Here is a 22169-nt window from a genome sequence, read left to right as displayed (position 1 = left end):
TTTACATGACTTCTCTTTCTATCCGATCCTTAGGGTGCAGAAGCATTCGAATGTGCGACTTTCGAATGTGTAATCTCAAGTTCTAACGTTCCTAGAATTCTTGAAGATGGGCTTCGAGAATATCACAATGGTTCATCAAGAGATTACCAAACAGTTACTTTTTTCTATTAACAATTAAACAAGAATTAAATTATGAAAAATTATAGAATACGTTCGTATTCCGTATGGATATTGACGCTTATCGTATTGCATCTATCCACACAAGCGAACGCACAGGTCGAATCAAAACCTATTATAAATGCTTCATTAACGGGTACCGTGGTTGATGCTGAAAATAAAGAGCCTATCGAAGGTGTGACAGTACAATTGGAGGCTGTGACTCATAGTGTGAAGACAGATAGGGAAGGGAAATTTCAATTTGTAACAGGCCAAAAATTGCCACTTACTATCATTGTTTCTTATGTAGGTTATGAAAAAAAGACGGTGGTTGTATCTGCCTCGCCCACAGTGATAGAGTTGAAGCCTATTGTTGAAAATCTTAGTGAAGTGGTTGTGACATCGAGACGTCGTCGTGAGCAATTGCAGGATATTCCTATTCCCGTATCGTTGATCAGAGGGGCGGCTATAGAAGATGCAGGAGCATTTAATGTAAACAGATTGAAGGAATTGGTGCCAACAGTACAATTGTATAGCTCTAACCCTCGTAATACAACACTAAACATTCGTGGACTTGGATCGACATATGGTTTGACGAATGATGGGATAGATCCTGGTGTGGGATTTTATCTCGATGGGGTATATATCGCGCGTCCTGCGGCTACTGCATTGGATTTTATTGATATAGAGCAAATTGAAGTGTTGCGTGGGCCTCAGGGAACATTGTTTGGAAAGAATACGACAGCGGGTGCTTTTAACATTACGTCGCGTTTGCCACAGTTCAATCCGGAAGCTAATTTTGAATTGAGTTATGGTAATTACGGTTATGTGCAGGGGAAAGCATCGTTAACTGGGCCAATTTCAAGTAAATTGGCGGCACGAGTGTCTTTTTCAGGCACACAGCGGAATGGTACTTTATTTAATGTGCATACGAATCGAGATATTAACAGCATAAATAATCTGGGGTTTCGAGGGCAGCTTTTGTATACACCGAATGATAATGTGAAAATTGTCGTTGCTGCTGATAAAACATTACAACGTCCGGATGGCTATGGATGGGGGATTGCTGGGGTAGTGGAAACGCAGCGTGCTGATTATCGACAGTTTAATAATATTATCGCAGATCTGGGATACAGTATCCCTTATAATAGCGCATTTGAACGGAAAGTAGATTTAGATACGCAGTCGAAAGCGGATAATGAACTTGGAGGTGTATCTGTTAATGCGGACATAAAAATAGGTAACGGCACACTTACGTCAACTTCTGCTTGGCGCTATTGGGATTGGGTTCCGCTGAATGACAGAGATTACCTTGGTATTCCGGTTTTTACGATATCGGCTGGAAATTCGAAGCATGACCAATGGTCTCAGGAGTTTAGGTACTCTGGCAGGATCAATGATAAGATTAGTGGCGTTGTAGGACTATATGGTTTGTGGCAAGATTTAAAAACGGATCCGGTACATACGGAAGAAGCTGGTTCTGCTTACTGGCGATTTGCACAGAGTTCTACAAGTGAGCTTTGGAAAACGGAAGGGCTTTTTGATAATTTTGGTATACGTACGGTATATGGTATCAAGTCGACTAGTTTAGCGGCATATTCTCAAATTGATTGGGAAATTACGTCCAAATTGCATCTTTTGCCTGGATTACGTTATAACTATGATAAAAAAGTAGCGAATTACGACCGTCAACGTTACGGAGGATTAGAAACGTCGGATGCCGCTTTACTAGCTTTAAAAAATGCGACATACACCAACCAATCCTTTAATACGGATGCTTCTGCAGGAAACTGGTCGGGTCAACTTTCTGTTCAATATAAATGGAATGCACAAATTAACACGTTTGGTACTTATTCTGTAAGCTATAAGCCTGTAGGAATAAACGTAGGAGGATTACCTACCGCTAATGGAGAGGTATTACTGGATTTGGCTCGCGTCAAACCTGAAACTGTTCATCATAAAGAGTTTGGTATAAAAACTACACCACTTAGAACTGCTATCTTGAATTTGACTGTTTATCAAACAGATATTAAAGATTTTCAGACACAAGTGCAAACGCCCGATCCAGGTGTTAATAGAGGATATTTAGCTAATGCTGAAAAAGTAAGAGTTCAGGGTGTGGAACTCGATGGGAATATTCGACTCTGGAAGGTTTTGCAGCTTAATGCGGCGTTGGCTTATACAGACGGGAAATATGTTAAATTTACCAATGCTCCGGTTCCTTTAGAAGAGGTTGGAGGTGCAGAGGCTTTCAAAGATATTTCTGGCGGTGAATTACCAGGGATCTCAAAATGGTCTGGCTCTTTCGGTGCAGAAGTAACACGAAAAGGTAATTTTCTTGGGCTAACGGGCAGCTATTTCTTGGGGGCAGATGTGTTTTTTCGGTCTACTTTCTCATCCAACCCGTCGCCATCGAAATATTTGAATATAGAAGGATATAGCCTTATCAATGCTCGTGTTGGTTTTAGAGGAGCAAATGGTTTATCTGTCCTGGTTTGGAGTAGAAATTTAGCAGACAAGGATTATTACGAGCAGCTGTTGGCCGCTCCAGGAAGTTATGGACAATATGCGGGAGTGATAGGTGATCCTCGGACATATGGTGTTACTTTGCGTTATAATTTGAAATAATGATTTTGTTGAATAATATATTTGTTGTTTTTAAAATTAATTCAATTTTTATTTTAATAAATAATCTTTAAAGAGGGGTTTCTTAAGAATGGAAAATTTGTTCTGTTATTAATTTTACTACCTGTCAATACTTTAGAAAAGAGGAGTTATGAGCTCCTCTTTTTTTGTTGGATATATTTTGATTTATTTTCGTGCTAAACAAATCCGGAATTGTTTTTATGAATATTTTTTATAAGCTTATTACATTGTTTTTTAGTATTTTAATTGGAATGAAAAAAGGTTCCAAACGGGGAGAATGGAACCTTTTGCTAACCAATTATAAACCTATGTTCTTTTATGATAATACAAATTTAAAGAGAAAAAATGGAATTACAAAAAAAATCTACAAATTCACTAGACTTTATTTAAAATATTTTTATCTTTGTTATGTCATTAGATTTTCGATGCATAATCAATCTAATTGTTAAGAATATTTTTTGTTATATGCTGGAAAAATAGCGGTCGGTTTTGTTCTAAATTTAGAAAAGTCTAAATGGTAAAATCTTCTGATAGCATGTATCGATAAGCTCTTCTCTCTCGAAAATAGAAGGGGAAACATTTGTTTCCCCGACTATTCCTTTTTCTGGTATCCAAACCAGCTATCTACGTACAGGTAAGTAAAGCTACCCGTTGTTTGTTTGATTTTTCGGCATCGGCTAATATTCCAATCTTGTTATGCAACAATATTTAAACAAAATCAAGAATCCGAGGGAAATAACATAAATGTGTTTTTTTAATATTATCTTAGCTTTTTCGTTTTAGCTATTCATAAAACTGATATCTTTTATGCTAAGAATTTTTCTGCTGGCTGTAGCACTATGTACAGCACAATTGACATTTTCACAAAAATCACCTATTGATTATGTTAACCCTTTCATTGGAACTTCAAATTACGGAACAACGAATCCAGGTGCGCAGGTGCCTCAAGGACTGATGAACGTTTCTCCATTCAATGTAATGGGATCAGATTTAAATCCATTTGATAAGGATGCGAGATGGTGGTCGACCCCCTATGAATTTAATAATAAGTATTTTACCGGTTTTTCGCATGTGAATCTCAGTGGAGTAGGCTGTCCTGATATGGGAAGTTTATTGCTGATGGCTACTACAGGAATCCTAAATGTTGATTATAAGCAATATGGTAGTACCTATGAAAATGAAGCTGCAAGCCCAGGTTACTATACGAATTTCTTAACGAAATATAAGGTGAAGACGGAAGCTAGTGCTACAACTAGAGTAGGCATTTCGAGATTTACTTTTCCTAAAGGAGAAAGTAATATCCTTTTAAATTTAGGGGAGGGGTTGACCAATGAAACCGGTGGAACCTTGCGTTTTGTGAATGATACTGAAATTGAAGGCTCCAAATTGCTGGGTTCTTTTTGTTATGTCAACAATCAAGCTGTCTATCCTATCTATTTTGTGATGCGTTTGAATAAAAAGCCGAAGACGAGAGGTTATTGGAAGTTTCAGCGTTCGGGAGAAGCTTGGGAAAACGATTGGAACAAGGATGCTGGCAAGTATAAGATATTTACAAATTATTACGACGCTTTATCTGGAGATGATTTAGGTGCTTTTTTTTCGTTTGAAACAGTTGAAAATGAGCAGATAGAGGTGAAAATTGCCGTTTCTTTCGTAAGTGTCAAAAATGCGCGCGAGAATCTAGATGCAGAACAACCAAAAGCTGGTTTTGACACTATTTTAGCGGCAGCAAAAAAAAGGTGGACCGAGGATCTTTCTAAGATAGAAATTGAGGGGGGGAATGAAGATCAACGTACAGTGTTTTATACCGCATTATACCATGCATTGATACACCCTAATATTTTGCAGGATGTAAATGGGGAATATCCTGCTATGGAAAATCGAGCGATAAAACATACAGATGGTAATCGCTATACGGTGTTTTCTTTATGGGATACGTATCGTAACGTTCAACCATTGATGTCATTGCTTTTTCCCGATCGTCAAACGGAAATGATACGTTCGATGATTGCCATGTATAAAGAGAATGGGTGGATGCCGAAATGGGAACTGTATAGTAGAGAAAGTTATACGATGGATGGGGATCCGGCTATTCCTGTTATTGTCGACGCTTGGATGAAAGGAATTCGGGATTACGATATTGACGCAGCATATGAAGCGTTTTTAAAATCTGCACAAACAACGGATAGCTCAAACAAAATTCGTCCTGATAATGCGGATTATGTGAAGTTGGGTTATGTGCCTTTACGAGAGCCTTTTGATAACTCGGTATCTCATGCTATCGAATATTATGTTGCTGATTGGAATTTGTCTCAACTAGCAAACTCTTTAGGAAAGAAATCTGATGCGTCTTTGTTTGCTGCGCGGGCAAAGGGATACAAAAATTATTATTCCAAAGAATTTGGTACGTTTAGACCTATTCTTCCTGATGGTAACTTTTTTACTCCTTTCGACCCCTTGTTGGGTGCTAATTTTGAACCTAACCATGGTTTTCACGAAGGTAATGCTTGGAACTATACTTTTGCGGTGCCTCATGACATTGCTGGACTTGTAAAGTTGATGGGCGGAGAGAAAAATTTTGTGAATAAGTTACAGGAGACTTTTGATAAGGGGTATTTTGATGTGACAAATGAACCTGATATGCTTTATCCTCACGTTTTCTCCGAAATTAGTGGTCAGGAATGGCGGACGCAAAAACTTGTCAAATCCATTCTAGACGAACATTTTACAAATAGTCCAGGAGGAATTCCTGGTAATGACGATACGGGAACAATGTCTACCTGGGCTTTGATGAATATGATGGGCGTATATCCGTTTTGTCCAGGTAGACCCGATTATACGGTTGTGACTCCGGTTTTTGATAAAGTGACAATCCATTTAGACAGAAAGTATCATGGTGGAGATGGCCAGGTCGTTATCAAGCGGAAAGCAGAAGAATCAGGAGATTATATTAAAAGAATTGTAATCGATGGGAAAATATGGAAAAGCTATAAAATCCCGCATGATCAATTGATAAATAGTAAAGAAATTGTAATCGTAACTGGAAATAGAAAGTAAGACCAAAAATGACAATTAAATACACAATGCAAGTTTTACGTCGTTCTCTATTTAAGAGACGTATGGTTCTATTATTCTCTTTTTTGTTTTTATTAAAGAGTAATTTTGCTCAGACTTTTCAGGACTACGCGGCGATAGTGAATCCTTTTATCGGGACTGATTTTACAGGGAATACCTATCCCGGAGCTCAGGTCCCTTTTGGGATGGTTCAACTTAGTCCTGATAATGGGCTACCAGGGTGGGATCGTATTTCAGGTTATTTCTACCCGGATAGTACGATAGCAGGCTTTAGTCACACCCATTTAAGCGGTACTGGTGCTGGTGATCTTTATGACATCTCTTTCATGCCTGTCACTCTTCCCTACAAACAAGCTGATCAACCTTTGGGAATTTATTCTTCTTTCTCCCATAATGACGAAAGTGCTTCTGCTGGTTATTATCGTGTACGATTGAAAGATTATAATATTACCGTAGAATTGACGGCAACCGCGCGCTGTGGTGTGCAGCGTTATACGTTTCCGAAGTCTAGTGCTGCTATTTTTCTGAATCTCAAAAAAGCAATGAATTGGGATTTTACGCAAGATTCTTACATAGAACAGGTCGATTCAGTAACAATACGTGGCTATCGTTTTTCAGACGGTTGGGCACGGGGGCAGAAGGTTTATTTTTATACCCGTTTTTCGAAGCCATTTCATACGTTGGAAATGGATACTACGGCTATTGTCGTTGATGGAAAGAAAATTGGTTTGTCCTATGTCGCTAGGTTTGATTTTGACACACAAGAAGGCGAGCAGATTACGTTAAGTACAGCTATTTCAGCTGTGAGCATGGATAATGCGCGGGCAAACTTACAGGTGGAGGTGCCTCGTGATGATTTTAACTTTTACAAAAAAGAGGCGCAACGGAGTTGGAATAGTGAGTTAGGTAAAATCGTTGTAGAAAGTGCCGTATCGGATGATAAGGTCAAGTTTTATACGGCCTTATATCATGCGATGCTCACTCCGACGATCTATGGCGATGTAGATGGAAGTTACTATGGTCCAGACAGGAATGTTCATCAAACAGACGGTTGGACGAATTACAGCACGTTCTCTTTGTGGGACACATATCGTGCTTCACATCCCCTTTTTACTATTGTGGATCCAGGACGAGTGAATGATATGATAAAATCTTTTATCGCGTTTTATGAACAAAATGGACGTTTGCCCGTTTGGAATTTTCAAGGAAGCGAAACGGATATGATGATTGGTTATCATGCGGTTCCGGTGATTGTGGATGCTTACTTAAAAGGAATTGGAAACTTCGATCCGGAAAAGGCCCTAAGAGCCTGTGTTGCAACGGCGAATTTAGATTCTTATAGAGGGATCGGCCTTTATAAGTCATTAGGGTATGTTCCATATGATGTGGAAGATAAATATAATGCAGATAACTGGTCGCTGTCGCGTACGTTGGAATATGCCTTTGATGATTATTGTATCGCAAAAATGGCTGAGAAGATGGGGGAAAAGGAGCTTGCAAAGGCTTTCTCTAAGCGTTCATTGAATTATAAAAATATGTATAATCCGGTTAGTACTTTTATGCAACCCCGCGATCAGAAAGGGGAATTCAAGATTGCATTTGATCCTGAAGCTTATACAGAGGATATTTGTGAAAGCAATGCTTGGCAGTACCTTTGGTCTGTGCAGCACGATGTGGATGGTCTTGAAAAATTGTTAGGGGGTAAGAAAAGGTTTGCTGAAAAACTAGATAGCATGTTTACTTTCCATTCGACAGATACAAGTAAACTCCCTATTTTTAGTACAGGAATGATCGGTCAATACGCGCATGGCAATGAGCCTAGTCACCATGTTATTTATCTATTTAACAGGGCGAAACAGCCTTGGAAGACCCAAGAATATATTGCCAAAGTGACAAATGAACTGTATTTAAATCGGCCGGATGGTATTTGTGGAAATGACGATTGTGGTCAGATGTCCTCTTGGTATGTATTTAGTGCTATGGGATTTTATCCAGTAAACCCTGCTAACGGACAGTATGAAATTGGAGCACCGCAATTGCCGCAAGTAGAAATCAAATTGCCTGCTGGAAAGAGTTTTAAAATTTCAGCACCGAATCAAAGTAAAGAAAACAAATATATACATTCGGTAAGTTTGAATGGAAAGCCACTTCGTCGGAGTTATATCACGCATGAAGAAATCATGGCAGGTGGTACTTTAACATTTGAGATGGACAGCCAACGTGGACCAATTTGGTTTAAATAGGTTGTGCTACCCTCGTATAATTTGATGTAAAAAAGGATTGGAGACAATCCTTTTTTTTGCTTTTGGTAGGAATGTCCAGAGGTTTCTATAACGTATTGTATACAGATTATATGCTCTTGTATTGCTCGGGTATGGTCGATAAAAATTAGGCCCATGTCGAGGGAATTTTAGCGAATGTCTATTTCGTTCGAAGACCATTGACCTAATACTTAACATTGTGTCAATTAATGAAAGATACAATGAAAAAGATCATAATAGTTTTGATGTTTATATGCTACCAAACACTCCATGCACAAAATAAGGTTTGGAGTTTAAACGATTGTATTCAATATGCATTGGAAAACAATATATCGGTAAAATCTGCAGCTTTGGATATTAGTACTGCAGAGCTCAATTATAAACAAGCGCGCTACAATAAAACATTACCTACCGTGTCTGGTAGTGGTTCGGTGAATGCGGCAAATGGCTCCAGTATTAATGCAATCACCAGTGAGTTTGTGAATCAATTCCAACTGACCAACAGTTATGGGGTAACAGCCGCTTTGTCTCTGTACGAAGGGGGACGACTTAACCTAGAAATTCAAAAGAATGCACTTCTTGTGAAACAAAGTGAGTTATACAAGAGTGAAGCGGTAAATAATATTCAACTTAGTGTAATAGAGGGATATCTTCAATCGCTTTATTATTTCGAAGGTATTTCTATTGCCAAGAATTTGTTGGCTTCATCAAAGGAAGAATTAGAACAGGGACGTGTTAAGTTTAACAATGGAGCACTGGCTCGGAAAGATTTGGCCGATTTGGAAACACAGTATGCCGCGAATCAATATGCTGTTGTTTCAGCAGAAAACCAATATGCGCAACAGGTATTAACGCTAAAACAGCTTTTGGAGATTGATCCGCAGGAAGAGTTTGTGATTCAAAACAATCCTTTATCAGAAGATATAGTGGAGATCCCAAGGAAGGATCAGGTATTCCAAAATGCATTGGCTACGTTGCCGACTGTTAAGATTTATGATCTACAGGCAGATATCCTAAAAAAAGAATTGGATATAACAAAGGCTGCCTATAAACCTAGCTTGAGCCTAAATGGGGGATTGAATAGTGGGTACACAAACTCCTTGTCTAGTTCCTATTGGACACAGGTTCGTGGCAATTTTAGTCAAAATATAGGTCTTTCCCTTAGTGTGCCTATTTTTTCAAAAAAACAAAATAAAACAAATATTTCTTTGGCGAAGATAAATATACAGCAAAACGAGCTCGATAAACTATCAGCGAGCAAATCGCTCTACGCTAAAATAGAAACAGTCTGGCAGAATGCCGTTTCTAATCAAGCGCAGGAGGTGTCTGCAAAGATTGCTAGAGATAACGCGAAATTGGCGTATGAGCTCTCGCGGAAGAAATATGATTTTGGAGGTCTGACTACGACGGAACTCACCGTAAGTCGAAATACATACTTAAGTGCTGAACAGACTTACCTTCAGGCTCGCTATCTCAGTGAATTGTATTTATCTCTTTTAAATTTTTATCAAGGAACTGCTGAAAAGGCATAACACATAAATACTATTAAACTATGATATGGGGACGGGCGATAAACGGCTTCATAGCTGTTGAAAGCCTTTTAAAACTCCTTTTATTTAGAACCGGTTTTTACGTTTGTGAAATCGCCGGATAGAGTTTCATTACAACCGAAGAACAAATTTATACAGATGAAAAAAACATTTAAAATAGCTATAGCTGCAGTAGCAGTTTGTATAGTCTTATTTGTCGCGCTAAAGGTGATTTTTGGCGAAGAAAAAACAACAATTCAAGTAGAGACTTCTAAAATTCAGTTAGGAACAATTACTACGGCAATTACAGCGACAGGTCGAGTGAATCCTGTCGATACCGTAGAGGTTGGTACACAAGTTTCCGGGCAAGTAAAAAAGATTTATGTTACTTATAATACGATGGTTAAAGAAGGTCAACTTATTGCAGAATTGGATAAGACGAATTTGAACGAATCGGTTAGTAATGCTAAAGCATCTTACGATGCGGCAATTAACCAGCTTCGGTATTATCGTCAAAATTACGATCGTCAAAAGAATATGTATGAAGCAGGTGTGATTAGTAAAGCCGATTATGAACAAGCACTTTACGAATTGAAAAATGCCGAGTCTAATGTTTCGCAAACGAAAACGGTGCTCGTTCAGGCGCAAACAAACCTAAGCTATGCCAATATATTTGCGCCTATTGACGGTATTGTGATGAATAAATATATTGAAGAAGGGCAGACGGTAGCTGCTTCTATGACCACACCTACGCTATTTACGATTGCCCGTGATATTAATCAGATGCAGGTAGAAGCAGATGTGGACGAGGCTGACATTGGTGACGTGAAGGAAGGTCTTCGTGTATCTTTTACTGTTGACGCTTTCCCTGAAGAGGTGTTTTCTGGAAAAGTTAAACAGGTTAGACTAGGTGCGAAGACAACGTCGAATGTGGTTACCTACACGGTAATCATTGATGCAGATAACCCCGATAAAAAGCTCAAGCCAGGTTTGACAGCCACAGTATCTATATTCACATCAGAGCTTAGCGATGTGCCTACGGTTGAGGCTCAAGCTTTGAATTTTATCCCGGATAGTCTTTTGTTAATGAAATATTATCAACAGAACCAATTAAATAAGCCGATTTCCGAAATGAAACTTTCTGAAAATGGTAAGAAATATGTTTGGTTAAAGCATGTAGATGGAACCTTGAGCCAACGCGAAGTGGTCGTCGGTAAGAGTGATGGCCTGAAAGTTGAAATTACGAAAGGCTTATCTAATAATGATGAAGTGGTGCTTCAATTGGAAGAGCATATCGGTGTTCAGACAGATGACGCGACGGATCAAAGTAGTCCATTTATGCCAAAAAGACCAAGCCAAAATAATAAAAAATCGAGTCAGCAATAAGAAGAAAGATATGCGTAAAACAATAATTGGAATACAGGATTTGAAGCGAGACTTTCGGATGGGTGATGAAGTTGTACACGCTTTAAGAGGTATAGATCTTCAGATAGAAGAGGGTGAATTTGTGACAATAATGGGTACTAGCGGATCTGGAAAATCAACATTCTTAAATATATTGGGTTGCCTAGATCAGCCTACGAGCGGTGATTATAAACTAGATGGAGTTTCTGTTAAGGCTCTGTCAAAAAATCAATTAGCGGAAATTCGTAATGAGAAAATAGGTTTTATTTTTCAGTCTTACAATTTGTTAGCTCGAACAAGTGCCGTGGAAAATGTTGAACTTCCCTTGTTATATAATCCGAAAGTTAATGCCCGTGAACGTAAAGAAAGGGCTGTAGATGCTTTGGAACGTGTCGGGTTGGGGACGAGACTTGGCCATATGCCCAGTCAACTTTCTGGAGGGCAGCAGCAACGTGTTGCTATTGCACGGGCTCTGGTAAATAATCCTGTAATTCTGCTTGCCGATGAAGCTACCGGAAACTTGGATACAAGAACCTCTTACGAAGTTATGCAATTGTTTCAGGAGTTGAATGATAACGGTATGACTATAGGTTTCGTTACGCATGAGCCTGATATTGCAGCGTTTAGTTCAAGGACTGTTATTTTAAGAGACGGACGTATCACGAATGATACCGCTGTTCTTAATCGTCGAAACGCAGCCAAAGAATTGTTGGCTTTACCACTAGCAGATTAAGATATGAAATGTCCACGATTGTAGCATACAAATACGAATGAAAATAATCTGGACATCCCATATGACCATTAAAAAGTAAACCGAGTGAAACGAGCTCATTTATTCCAATGAAATCTAACACTCATAAATAATTATACACATATGAATGTTATAAATTTATTTAAGATCGCTTGGAAGGCAATATTGCTGAATAAGACCCGTGCAATGCTGACCATGTTGGGCATTATAATAGGTGTCGCTTCGGTTATAGCTATGCTCGCTATTGGAGAAGGATCAAAAGAAAGCATAAAGAAAAATATTTCCAGTATGGGGGCGAATATGATAACGGTACGTGCAGGTGCAGGTATGATGCCTGGGGGCGTTCGAGATGCGTCGAGTATGCAGACCTTGAAATTAACTGATTATGATGCCTTAAAGAAGCAATCAAAATATCTTCGTTATGTTTCTCCCTTGGTGAATGGGAGTGGGCAATCAATTGCTGGTTCCAATAACTGGTCAACGAGTATATATGGAGCCGCACCTTCTTACCTTCAAATACGAGAATGGGGTGTAGAGTCTGGTACAATATTCACGGATGAGGATGTGACGAAAATGGCTAAAGTGGCGGTGATAGGGAAAACTGTGCAAGAAAATCTCTTTGCAAAAAATATAGACCCCATAGGGAAAACAATTCGTTTTGATAAAATACCGTTTAAAGTAATTGGTGTATTAAAGGAAAAGGGTGAGAATACTTTTGGTCAGGATCAAGATGATATTATCTTAGCTCCATATAGTACTGTTATGAAGAGGATACTAGCGCAGGATCATCTGGAGTCTATTGTCGCGTCTTCCGTAAGTGAGGATCAGGCCACTGTGGCGGTAAAGGAAGCTACTGGTATTCTGGAAGAAACACATAAAATAAGAGAAGATCAAGAGAATGACTTTAATATATCGTCTCAACAAGAAATCATCAGTATGTTTAGCTCCACAAGCGAGATGTTAACGATACTCTTGGTGGCAATTGCGAGTATATCGTTGGTTGTTGGTGGAATTGGGATTATGAATATTATGTATGTATCGGTTAAAGAACGTACGAAAGAAATCGGCCTAAGAATGTCTATCGGAGCGAAGGGGCCGGCGATTCTTATGCAATTTCTTATTGAATCCGTATTGATCAGTCTGACAGGTGGTATTTTAGGGGTTTTTCTCGGGCTAATTGCTACCTTTGTTGTGTCGACTGTGGCGAATTGGCCTGTAAATGTAACGATGATGTCTATTGTCGTCTCATTTTTAGTCTGTACAATAACAGGTGTTTTTTTTGGTTGGTATCCTGCAAAAAAAGCAGCTGCATTGGATCCAATTACTGCTTTACGCTATGAATAAGAGAAATAAATTTACAGAAGTAACCATCCATACACTCGTATGGGTGGTTTTATATTTTCTTCCGTTTGCGCTCTCTACGGGGAGTGACATGGATATGGCAGATATTATATTGCATTTTTGGTTGCAGTTGGCATTGATTGGTGTGATTTTCTATCTAAATTATTTTTATCTGATAGATAGGTGTCTTTTCCAATCAAGGTATGTTTTGTTGTTTTTTATTGTGAACGCTGTCGCTCTGTTGAGTATGATTGTGCTAAAAATTCAAATATTTTCTTGGTATTTTGCTCCGGTTGAGCATCAAGGAGGAGGGCCTCCTAAGCAGTTGACCTGGTATATGGATTTTTTGATGTATTTAATTCCTGTAGCCATATCGATTGCTATAAAGACTGCCAAACGAGGTCTCAAAGTAGAGTCTCTAAAAGCGGAGGCCGAGAATATTCGTTTGCAATCGGAATTACAACATCTTAAGTTTCAATTTCAGCCTCATTTTGTATTTAATGCCTTAAATAATGTGTATTCGTTGATTGAAATAGATCCGATTAAGGCCCAGCAATCACTACACAGTTTGAGCAGATTGATGCGACATCTGATGCATACTTCAGATGCGGTTACCATTACGTTAGAGGAAGAGGTAGATTTTCTACTAAAGTATATCCAAATAATGGAGTTGCGTATGTCTAGCAATGTGGAGGTGCGAACAATTTTCCCAGATCTGTTGCCTAATTTGAAAATTGCACCGCTTCTTTTTATCACTATGGTAGAAAATGCTTTCAAACATGGTGTTGCGGCAGGGCAGGCATCTCTTATTCAATTTGAACTTGATGTGCTTGGAAATCAGAAAATCCGATTTACAGCCTCAAATCCATTGTTTACGAAAAAAGAAGAAGATCTCAGTGTATCGGGTATTGGTTTGGCTAATTTGCAAAAGAGATTAGATATTTTATATCCTCAAAACTATAGGTTAACAAACAGTATAAAAGATAATTGCTATTTTGTTGAGTTGGAACTTTGCCCAATTTCATGAACAATATGATGGAAAATATAAAAATAGCGTGTATAGTTGTCGATGATGAGCCTATGGCTCTAGAATTATTGAAGCGTTATGTGGAACGTACTCCCTATCTTTTGTTACAAGGAACATTTAACAATGGTATTGAAGTTCTTGAATATATGGAGAATCATACACCTGATTTGGTATTCCTGGATATTCAAATGCCCGATTTAAATGGGCTGCAGCTTTCTCGTAACCTGCCCGAGAAAACGAAAATAATATTTACTACGGCATTTGATCAATACGCTTTGGAAAGTTATAAGGTAAATGCGTTAGATTATTTGGTAAAGCCAATTGACTATGGCGAATTTCTTACAGCAGCCAACAAAGCAAAGTCGTGGTTTAGTCACCATAGTAAAGATAATATGCCCGCTGTTTCCGTTTCTGATAGTAATGTAAACAAATATATTTTCGTGAAGTCGGAATATAAGACATTAAAAATTAATCTTGCGGATATTCTTTATATTGAAGGGTTAAAAGATTATGTTAAAATCTATATCGAACGGCAAGAAAGTCCAATATTGACGCTTTTAAGTATGAAAAAGTTGGAGGCTGAATTGCCTGATAACGAATTTATGCGGGTACATCGATCTTTTATCGTTTCGCTCTCAAAAATTGAGGAAGTCGAGCGCAATCAGATCGTCATCCGGGGAAATAGAATAACCGTAGCGGAGCAATATAAATCAGCATTTAAATTATTTTTAGAAAATAGGACGTTGTAAGGCTAGCTGTAGTGTTTCATAAATTCATTGCTATAAGATAAAGAAGGCGGAGTGCCATGTACTCCGCCCAAAACACGATAATGAAAACAACCCGAATTCATCATCTAGCTTTTATAATGATGATAACGAGTTAAAATTTATAGCCGACGCTGAAAGACCAAACCCGATTGCTCACGGTGCTGTCATCTTCCGGAATTAACTGGCTCATTCCACATCCGTATTGTACATTGATAAGAAAACCATTTTTCATTTGGTAGCCTCCTAAGAAGTTGGCTCCTCCTTCTAATTTATTCATGTTTCGGTCACTCGAAGAGTACTTTCCATTGATTTCGAGATCCCAACTTCCCTTTCCGTATCCGGTGACATTCCTTGTCCATTCTTTTCCACTTAGATTGTATCCTATATATGGTCCCATACCAAAAAAAATCTTATCGTTGCCGAATGGAATATTTACCATTACATTGAGGGGTAATTCTACAGAATTGACAGAGCGGGTGAACACAGTTTGAACACGTCCTTCAGAAAAATAATCTTCATATTTCGTTCCTTTTTTCTGAAAAGATAAGGCAGGTTGGATAGAAAAATGTGTAGAAAGCGGTATATCAACAAATCCGGTGACATGAAAACCAGTATAGGTACTTTGTTCATCGTCAAAGGCTGTGTATTTGCTTAGATTGACGCCACTTTTTATTCCCCAACTTGTTTGTGCACGGAGTGATAGTGTTCCAAATATAACCATTAGAATTAAAATTGATTTTCTGTACATAAATTAATTATTATTTTATATTTACTTTTTGTTGTCCATTTTGTTGGTTCTAAATTCCATAAAAATATCGTAATAATAAATTTATTAACAAAAATTAACCGTATTTTTAACTTTATTGTTAATGGAGGTTAAAATTTTTGTTTTATATGCGATCAAGAGAGGCGAAGATTGGAATAGATGCACTAGTTTTTTATGAAGAAATAGATGTAAACACCAATTTCCGCATCACTGTACATCAAACCAAAACTTATAAAGTTGATAGGGATTGTAAGTAGTGCGGCCAACAATACCCAATCTGCGTAGTAGGGAGGGTATAAGCACAGAACTGAGATTGTTCCAATCCCTACACAGTATAGAGATTACCAATGAATTATAGTAGGCTTTTTTGATATTTCATTTATCATTGTATTTGTTAAGCTTGGTTGTTAGTCACAGTCCTATTTCCAATAGAATCCTACACAAGGAGCTTTCCATTTTTAATACTACTGTACGCAAAAATAGTTGGGTCAGATTATAATACGTTAGAATTATAATTTATTAATTACTGGTTTTGTCAAAATTTTTTATTACGTTTTTCTAGAAACTAAATAGTGTATTATGATAAAGCAACTTGTTCTGATAGGTTTTATGCAATTACCTCTATTAATATTTGCTCAGGATACGTTGTATTTTGATCAAGATTGGCAGGAGACTACGCGTGACCAATACAGCTATTACAGGTTGTTACCGGTGAAGAAGGTCGGTGAACTATATCTCATTCAAGATTTTTACAAGAATGGAAAATTGCAGATGCAGGGTTATGCTTTGGCAAATAATCCGGATGTCTATGTAGGCGACGTATACTGGTATGATAGGGATGGAAATGATCAAGAACAAAGACAGATTTTAAACACGAGTACTGTAAAGGAACTTATATATTATAACCATGATGGATCCTTGTGGAAGAAAATAGTTTACAACAGGGACGGGAAAAAGGAAAAAATTTGCGTTTTTTTAAACGATAAGATCGTTGCTGAAGGGCGAGTTACAGCCGATAGATATTACGGCGTTTTTAGCCCATCAATACCAGATCCTTATTACGAACATGTGTACGAAGAGGACCTCGAGCCAAGAGTTGTTACTTTAGAAGCTCCTTTGATCATGGAGGCAGATGAAGTTCTAAAGAATCGTGTTGATGGTGAAACAGGGTTTAGCGAAGTTGTCTTTTGGACTAATGGTATTCCGGTAATGGAGAAGAAATATAATGATGCTGCCACTTTAACGCAAGTACAGTATTGGAATAACGACGGGCGGCCTGTAAATCAAGATTCGCTAGGAAGGCCGCTTATCAACTTCACTTATTATATGCAAAATGGATTTGCGGCTCAAGTAAAAACGGAACAAATCCTTGCCGAAGATGGTTTCTCGCCCGTTGAAACCATTGTATATAATATCGGTGGTGATGTAAAAAACAGAACAACTTATGCTGATGGGAATGTCGCAGAAATAAGGTGGTTTGAAAAGAATAAGTATATGAACACACAGAAATATCGTAACGGAATTCCATTTGAGGGCTATTTTAATGAAGAGATTGAAAATAAGATTATAAGTTATCAACTTTTACAAGGGCAAAAGATTGGTGTAGAGCGAGTCCACTCCATACTTAATGATTCGTTAATTGCTGAGGGAATCTTCCGAGATGGTAAGCCTTGGAATGGTGTTTTTTATTATACAGGTGATCATTTAGAGATTAGAAATTATAAAGATGGGGAGTTGGATGGACTACAGCGAAAATTTATAGACCAAAACGGGATAATGTTGGATGAAGAATATGAAATGCGCTTAGGGATGCGTAACGGTTTTAGACGTATCTATAACGAAGGAAATGTACAATTTGAAAGTCAATATATGGAAGATCAAGTCCTATCAGGTAGCATTTGGGAGGGTGATTCGCAGTTAACTTATAGCAACGGACAACTCCTAAAAAAGAGTGTTTTCGAGCGTGATAAGGAAACCTTAACGCATATCGAAACATATGAAAACAATCAAATCACACAAATCGAATATTTTGATTTCACTATTGAAGAAGTTCCTCAGAAATCATATAAAGGAAGATATTCTGGAGGAAAACCCTTTGACGGGTATTTCAAATTGGACACGTTGGTCGATGATATCCGATTAGTCAGTTTTTTTAACAAAGGAGTACTTGAATCCAAATTTTCGTTTGATTTTTTAGAACAAATGGAAAATTACCTTCATTACACGTATAATCAGAAAACAAGTTATGAAAAAGGAAAAATATTAAATGGTCCAGGATATAAACTTGTCGGAAAAGAACGTTTAATCAACTCGTTCTATAAAGATGGTAAACTGACCGCATTTGATGTCAATCTTTTCGCTATGCATTACTTTAACAAAATTATTTTTAGAAAAGAGAATGACGTGCTTTCTATTTCAGAACTCGAATCTCCTTTGAAACTTGAAATAGGGAAAAAAGATGGGACTATTGTTGCAGCTGTTTTGAAAGATAATGTGATATTGAAATCAACAAAACCTCTTAGGACTACAGGAGATTTTCGTACAGTTAAACAATATTACTTGCAGGATAGTCAGCTTAAAGAATTTGTGTTAGTTTCCGCTATTTTCGAAAATATCGAGGATGATGATATAGATGATCAAGAGGTTTCCCAATCTTTATTATTTAAATTATATTCATCTTTACTTTTCAGAGAACTCAGCGACGTGGAATCTGTTTTCCAAGAGTTTTACACCAACTTCCAGAAAGAGGATTTTGAAGAAATTTTTGAGGTTTCGATGGACGAGAATTACCCAATAAATGAACAAAATTATTTAGCTTATTTGGAATGCAACGATGATGGCTCACCTTTAAATGGTACGCATATAGCAATTGAGCCTAGTGGACAAGTTGTCGTCTCACTGTTTGTGAATGGAACCGCCAGAGAAACGAAAAGATTTGAAGACATTTCGTCTTTACTCCGAAATGATAAAGCAGAGCTTCGCGAACTTGAAGAGAAAATGTATAGGCAATAATAGATCAGTGTAACTGAAAGACGTTTCTGTTCTTGCAAAAATATGAAGGATACAAAATAAATTAATAAGTGTAGGAAATCTAAAAATCGTTAAATATCTTTGGGGATTGGTTATGATCATTTGAATAAATTTTTCTAAAAAAACAAGAAAGTCTATTCCTAATCGGGTTTCCGTTAAAAATATAAAGCCGTCGAAATGTACTTATTCCCCTACAATACAAGAAGATTTACTGTCGACGGCTTTTCATATGCTTTGTGTTCTTATTGCTTTTAAGATCCTTGAACAAGGAAATCGAGTACATGCTCGCGGACTTCTACTGTTAAAGGGGGTGTAAAGGGAAGAACCAGCTCGTCATCCAGATGCATGTGTTTGCTATTACACTCGATAACGAGTTCTTTAGTCCTAAAAGTTTCAAAAGGAAATTTTGCTTCGTCATCTCTTATCCTTTTTTTGATGTAGTCAGCAAATTCTTTACGCTGCTCCTCCTTTACAAGTATGATATCAAAAAGCCCATCATCTGTATTTGCTTCGGGAGCTAGCATTAGGTTTGGACCGATGGATTGAATATTCATAACTTCCAGTAACAAGCAATTTCCTTCGTGTACTATGCCATCGGCCTCTAGGCGGTATTTGTCTGCTGGAGTGGTTAAAATAAGCTGATAAAGCTCTTCGAGCGCCACTTTTAATTCTTCTTTTGTCGTTTCTAGATGATCCGTTGGTACATTTTCCATTTTTTGAATTAAAATTGGGAATATGCCGTAGCCAACACTCTCTATAAAGAAGTCGGAGGTATCGACACTTTTAACAAGGCCTACATCAAATCGCTGTTGCTTACTTTTTTTCCAGTTCTGTATATGCTTTACAAAGTTGAGATCAGCGTCGATTTTTAACGTTCTCGATAAATTATTGGCGGTTCCCATAGGTAATATCGTAATTGGAATCTTTTTATCAAGCGCAGTCCTTTTTGTCAGTTCTTTTACAACCCGTCTTACGGTCCCGTCACCGCCAGCGACAGCAGCGAAGTCAGCTTGGTCTAATTGTTCTTTCCAGCGGTCTGTATTTTTTACAGCGAAGTATACACAACTGAATCCTTCATTTTCAATCGCTTCGACCAAATCCGAGGGAAGATGATCTTCATCTCCGGCTTTTGGATTGTGTAATAGTATGACTTGTTCCATGAATACATTTTATAGATGAACATTTTCATGGGCTTAATTGTTGTTAAAATGTGATATTTATTTATAAGAAGAAGCTATGAGAATTTTAATTACGAATGATGACGGCATTTATAGTCCAGGGATAGCAGCATTAGCAAAAGTAGCGAAGAAGTTTGGTGAGGTGAGAGTAGTTGCACCTGATGTCGAGCAATCATCTATGGGGCATGCTGTCACGCATTCTCGTCCATTAAGTTATAAGAAATCGCCAATTGAGTTTAAAGAAATTGAAGCACATCGCGTTAATGGTACTCCGGCAGACTGTGTTGCTATGGGGACACATCTTTGGAAAGGAGTAGACGTGGTACTGTCTGGCATCAATATGGGGCCGAATTTGGGAAACGCGATGTGGCATTCTGGTACACTTGCTGCAGCGAAACAGGCTGTTTTATTTGGAATAAAGGGAATTGCTTTAAGTACTCCGGTAGGAAATAGTGAACCCAATTTTGAGTTATTAGAGCCCTTTGTTGAACGAACTTTAGCGTTGCTTTTACAAGAGCGGGAATTAGCTTTATATAATGTTAATTTTCCTGAAGATCCAACGGGTATCGTCTGGACAAGACAGTCTGTCCGCTTGTACGATGGGACTATTGTTCCAGGAACAGATCCCTTAGGTCGGAAACATTATTGGTTTACGGTGACTCCGCTTGAACCTGCAGACGAGGGTACGGACCGCTGGGCAGTGGAAAATAAGCTGGTTTCCATAACTCCTTTGCGTCTAGACCTCACTGATGAGTCTAAGCTAAAAGAAAGGTTAAGTGTAGGGAAAACCATTTCATAAGCGAAGACTTATCCATAGTTTCCGCCTATTCTATTGAAAATATGATTTGGTTTCCAAGATATGTCTTTTCCTAAAATCATTCTTTTTGCTGTGTATGCAACGGAGGTAAAGCCTCGTTTGACTAAGTAATCGATAGCGCTATTGTTTTCGATAGGTAGCGCAGCTTTGTCATCAATGTTGTATTTGAGGTCCATGAGTGCTATGCCTGCCTCGTTTGTTTTGGCATAGATTGCTCCTTGTCCTAAATACGGCAAGTAGTAACCTTCCAACTTACCTTCTTTTTCGTAGACAAGACAACGGTCTAAATGTCCGAGGATGAGTTTTTCTCTACGTTCTCCGGTAATCTCTTGGTCCAATGCCAAAATACTTTTTTTTCTCTTTATACCTGAGTAAATGAGTGGCGAAATACTTGTTTGGATCATGCTTTGATTTCGTTGGAAAAATGCATAATTACTAACGGTTTTAAAACCAAATTTTTCATAGACAGGTGATCCAAGATCCGTCGCAATTAGGCATATGGATGCGATGTTTTTTTTCTGAATGAATTCTAGAAGATGCTGTACTATCATTTGACCGATCCCTTTGCCACGTTCGGTTTCGTCTACGATAATATGTGATAGCCATGCTGACTCCTCGTGTAGAATGGCATTTCCTAGCCCAATAATATGTTGACCTTTAACTACCTTAAAGGGAAAGCAATAAGGCAGCAGGCTATACTGTAAAAATTCCGTTTGGATCGCGTTCCAGTCTTTCGGTTGCAAGTGGTTAATTGCCGCCAAATCAGCGGTTATAAAATTTCTTATTTTGGGTTGTGGTATCATCTGAGTGTTACTCTGCAAGGGATAGTCTTTCGTTAAAATTGTTGTCTCTAAATAATCTGCTCGAAATATAGTGATTTTTATTTTTTGATGTATAAGACGATAGCGTTCACAAGTTGATCGTGTATCGCTTGTCTTTTTCCTTGGTTTGAGATCGTGACTAGCGAGAGCCACCCTAAGCTAGCTTTGACGAAATAACGAGTAACAGCTGCCATAAACCCGATGTTTTGATCATAATTCTTCGCACTTTTGACACAAATACCAACTATTTGATGGCCTATCGTAGCTCCCCATATACTCGTGAAAATAGGCTGATACAGCAGGATGATGAAACACAAACTTGTTAGTCTAGTCCAATCAGGGATGTTTTCATAGAAAGAGAATATTGAAGAAAGGATAAATACACTTAGAAATAGAATAACGTTGTCGATGACCATAGCTTTCACACGAAGGTATACTTCAGGATATTCTATTTCAAGTAATATTTCTTCATTTTTGTTTTTATGAACTATGGATATCAAAGAAATTGATCGTCTTTTTTTCATAATAAAAGCCAAATAGCTGTTGTCTAATATCTATTAAATAAAAATAAAAAACAAAATTTTCATCAAATCATAATTT

The 22169-nt window shown here is 37.9% G+C and carries 15 protein-coding genes; 11 read left to right on the top strand and 4 right to left on the bottom strand.

Annotated elements, in window-relative coordinates; translation table 11 throughout:
* The first annotated feature begins 192 nt into the window (after nt 1-192).
* From ACSZOX_RS16700 to ACSZOX_RS16660, 9 genes are all read left to right on the top strand, one after another.
* Nucleotides 193-2784: a TonB-dependent receptor gene (locus tag ACSZOX_RS16700; protein ID WP_437921281.1), complete on the top strand. Its 2592-nt coding sequence runs from the start codon at nt 193-195 to the stop codon at nt 2782-2784.
* A gap of 825 nt (nt 2785-3609) precedes the next feature.
* Nucleotides 3610-5859 (top strand): GH92 family glycosyl hydrolase, encoded by a 2250-nt coding sequence (locus ACSZOX_RS16695; protein WP_437921280.1) that lies wholly within the window; start codon nt 3610-3612, stop codon nt 5857-5859.
* A gap of 8 nt (nt 5860-5867) precedes the next feature.
* Nucleotides 5868-8120 carry a GH92 family glycosyl hydrolase gene (locus tag ACSZOX_RS16690; RefSeq protein ID WP_437921279.1) on the top strand — a complete coding sequence of 751 codons (2253 nt, stop codon included), beginning with the start codon at nt 5868-5870 and terminating at the stop codon, nt 8118-8120.
* A 239-nt stretch (nt 8121-8359) separates the two neighbouring features.
* Nucleotides 8360-9670, top strand: coding sequence for a TolC family protein (locus ACSZOX_RS16685; RefSeq protein WP_437921278.1), 1311 nt, complete (start codon nt 8360-8362; stop codon nt 9668-9670).
* A 156-nt stretch (nt 9671-9826) separates the two neighbouring features.
* Nucleotides 9827-11053, top strand: a complete 1227-nt coding sequence (locus ACSZOX_RS16680; RefSeq protein ID WP_437921277.1) for an efflux RND transporter periplasmic adaptor subunit — start codon at nt 9827-9829, stop codon at nt 11051-11053.
* 10 nt (nt 11054-11063) lie between these two features.
* Complete coding sequence (locus ACSZOX_RS16675) at nt 11064-11804, top strand: ABC transporter ATP-binding protein (RefSeq protein ID WP_437921276.1); 741 nt, start codon at nt 11064-11066, stop codon at nt 11802-11804.
* Between the two features lie 141 nt (nt 11805-11945).
* On the top strand, nt 11946-13166 hold the full coding sequence (locus tag ACSZOX_RS16670; protein ID WP_437921274.1) for an ABC transporter permease: 1221 nt from the start codon (nt 11946-11948) through the stop codon (nt 13164-13166).
* Nucleotides 13159-14190, top strand: a complete 1032-nt coding sequence (locus tag ACSZOX_RS16665; RefSeq protein ID WP_437921273.1) for a sensor histidine kinase — start codon at nt 13159-13161, stop codon at nt 14188-14190. The genes ACSZOX_RS16670 and ACSZOX_RS16665 overlap by 8 nt, the downstream gene beginning before the upstream one ends.
* 5 nt (nt 14191-14195) lie before the next feature.
* Nucleotides 14196-14939: a LytR/AlgR family response regulator transcription factor gene (locus ACSZOX_RS16660; protein ID WP_437921271.1), complete on the top strand. Its 744-nt coding sequence runs from the start codon at nt 14196-14198 to the stop codon at nt 14937-14939.
* A gap of 130 nt (nt 14940-15069) precedes the next feature.
* On the opposite strand, the gene ACSZOX_RS16655 is transcribed toward ACSZOX_RS16660, so the two are convergent.
* Nucleotides 15070-15705: a porin family protein gene (locus ACSZOX_RS16655; RefSeq protein WP_437921270.1), complete on the bottom strand. Its 636-nt coding sequence runs from the start codon at nt 15703-15705 to the stop codon at nt 15070-15072.
* A gap of 597 nt (nt 15706-16302) precedes the next feature.
* Between ACSZOX_RS16655 and ACSZOX_RS16650 the strand changes: the two genes are divergently transcribed.
* The gene (locus ACSZOX_RS16650) at nt 16303-18735 is read left to right on the top strand and encodes a hypothetical protein (protein ID WP_437921269.1); all 2433 of its coding nucleotides are present in this window, start codon (nt 16303-16305) and stop codon (nt 18733-18735) included.
* A 269-nt stretch (nt 18736-19004) separates the two neighbouring features.
* Here the strand turns inward: ACSZOX_RS16650 and ACSZOX_RS16645 are convergent, their stop codons facing one another.
* Complete coding sequence (locus tag ACSZOX_RS16645) at nt 19005-19913, bottom strand: diacylglycerol/lipid kinase family protein (RefSeq protein WP_437921268.1); 909 nt, start codon at nt 19911-19913, stop codon at nt 19005-19007.
* A 76-nt stretch (nt 19914-19989) separates the two neighbouring features.
* On the opposite strand from ACSZOX_RS16645, the gene surE reads away from it, so the two are divergent.
* Nucleotides 19990-20730, top strand: coding sequence for a 5'/3'-nucleotidase SurE (gene surE, locus ACSZOX_RS16640; RefSeq protein ID WP_437921267.1), 741 nt, complete (start codon nt 19990-19992; stop codon nt 20728-20730).
* An 8-nt stretch (nt 20731-20738) separates the two neighbouring features.
* On the opposite strand, the gene ACSZOX_RS16635 is transcribed toward surE, so the two are convergent.
* Nucleotides 20739-21551 (bottom strand): GNAT family N-acetyltransferase, encoded by an 813-nt coding sequence (locus ACSZOX_RS16635; protein ID WP_437921266.1) that lies wholly within the window; start codon nt 21549-21551, stop codon nt 20739-20741.
* A gap of 77 nt (nt 21552-21628) precedes the next feature.
* Nucleotides 21629-22093, bottom strand: coding sequence for an RDD family protein (locus ACSZOX_RS16630; protein WP_437921265.1), 465 nt, complete (start codon nt 22091-22093; stop codon nt 21629-21631).
* Nucleotides 22094-22169: the final 76 nt, after the last annotated feature.

Source organism: Sphingobacterium sp. LRF_L2 (genome assembly GCF_965644235.1).
GTDB lineage: Bacteria > Bacteroidota > Bacteroidia > Sphingobacteriales > Sphingobacteriaceae > Sphingobacterium.
This window is presented reverse-complemented; position numbering and strand designations above follow the sequence as displayed.

What these genes read in the sequence shown, in the direction of transcription:
- ACSZOX_RS16700 (WP_437921281.1), top strand. Translation starts at nt 193, where the DNA reads ATGAAAAATTATAGAATACGTTCGTATTCCGTATGGATATTGACGCTT.
- ACSZOX_RS16695 (WP_437921280.1), top strand. Translation starts at nt 3,610, where the DNA reads ATGCTAAGAATTTTTCTGCTGGCTGTAGCACTATGTACAGCACAATTG.
- ACSZOX_RS16690 (WP_437921279.1), top strand. Translation starts at nt 5,868, where the DNA reads ATGACAATTAAATACACAATGCAAGTTTTACGTCGTTCTCTATTTAAG.
- ACSZOX_RS16685 (WP_437921278.1), top strand. Translation starts at nt 8,360, where the DNA reads ATGAAAAAGATCATAATAGTTTTGATGTTTATATGCTACCAAACACTC.
- ACSZOX_RS16680 (WP_437921277.1), top strand. Translation starts at nt 9,827, where the DNA reads ATGAAAAAAACATTTAAAATAGCTATAGCTGCAGTAGCAGTTTGTATA.
- ACSZOX_RS16675 (WP_437921276.1), top strand. Translation starts at nt 11,064, where the DNA reads ATGCGTAAAACAATAATTGGAATACAGGATTTGAAGCGAGACTTTCGG.
- ACSZOX_RS16670 (WP_437921274.1), top strand. Translation starts at nt 11,946, where the DNA reads ATGAATGTTATAAATTTATTTAAGATCGCTTGGAAGGCAATATTGCTG.
- ACSZOX_RS16665 (WP_437921273.1), top strand. Translation starts at nt 13,159, where the DNA reads ATGAATAAGAGAAATAAATTTACAGAAGTAACCATCCATACACTCGTA.
- ACSZOX_RS16660 (WP_437921271.1), top strand. Translation starts at nt 14,196, where the DNA reads ATGATGGAAAATATAAAAATAGCGTGTATAGTTGTCGATGATGAGCCT.
- ACSZOX_RS16655 (WP_437921270.1), bottom strand. Translation starts at nt 15,705, where the DNA reads ATGTACAGAAAATCAATTTTAATTCTAATGGTTATATTTGGAACACTA.
- ACSZOX_RS16650 (WP_437921269.1), top strand. Translation starts at nt 16,303, where the DNA reads ATGATAAAGCAACTTGTTCTGATAGGTTTTATGCAATTACCTCTATTA.
- ACSZOX_RS16645 (WP_437921268.1), bottom strand. Translation starts at nt 19,913, where the DNA reads ATGGAACAAGTCATACTATTACACAATCCAAAAGCCGGAGATGAAGAT.
- surE (WP_437921267.1), top strand. Translation starts at nt 19,990, where the DNA reads ATGAGAATTTTAATTACGAATGATGACGGCATTTATAGTCCAGGGATA.
- ACSZOX_RS16635 (WP_437921266.1), bottom strand. Translation starts at nt 21,551, where the DNA reads ATGATACCACAACCCAAAATAAGAAATTTTATAACCGCTGATTTGGCG.
- ACSZOX_RS16630 (WP_437921265.1), bottom strand. Translation starts at nt 22,093, where the DNA reads ATGAAAAAAAGACGATCAATTTCTTTGATATCCATAGTTCATAAAAAC.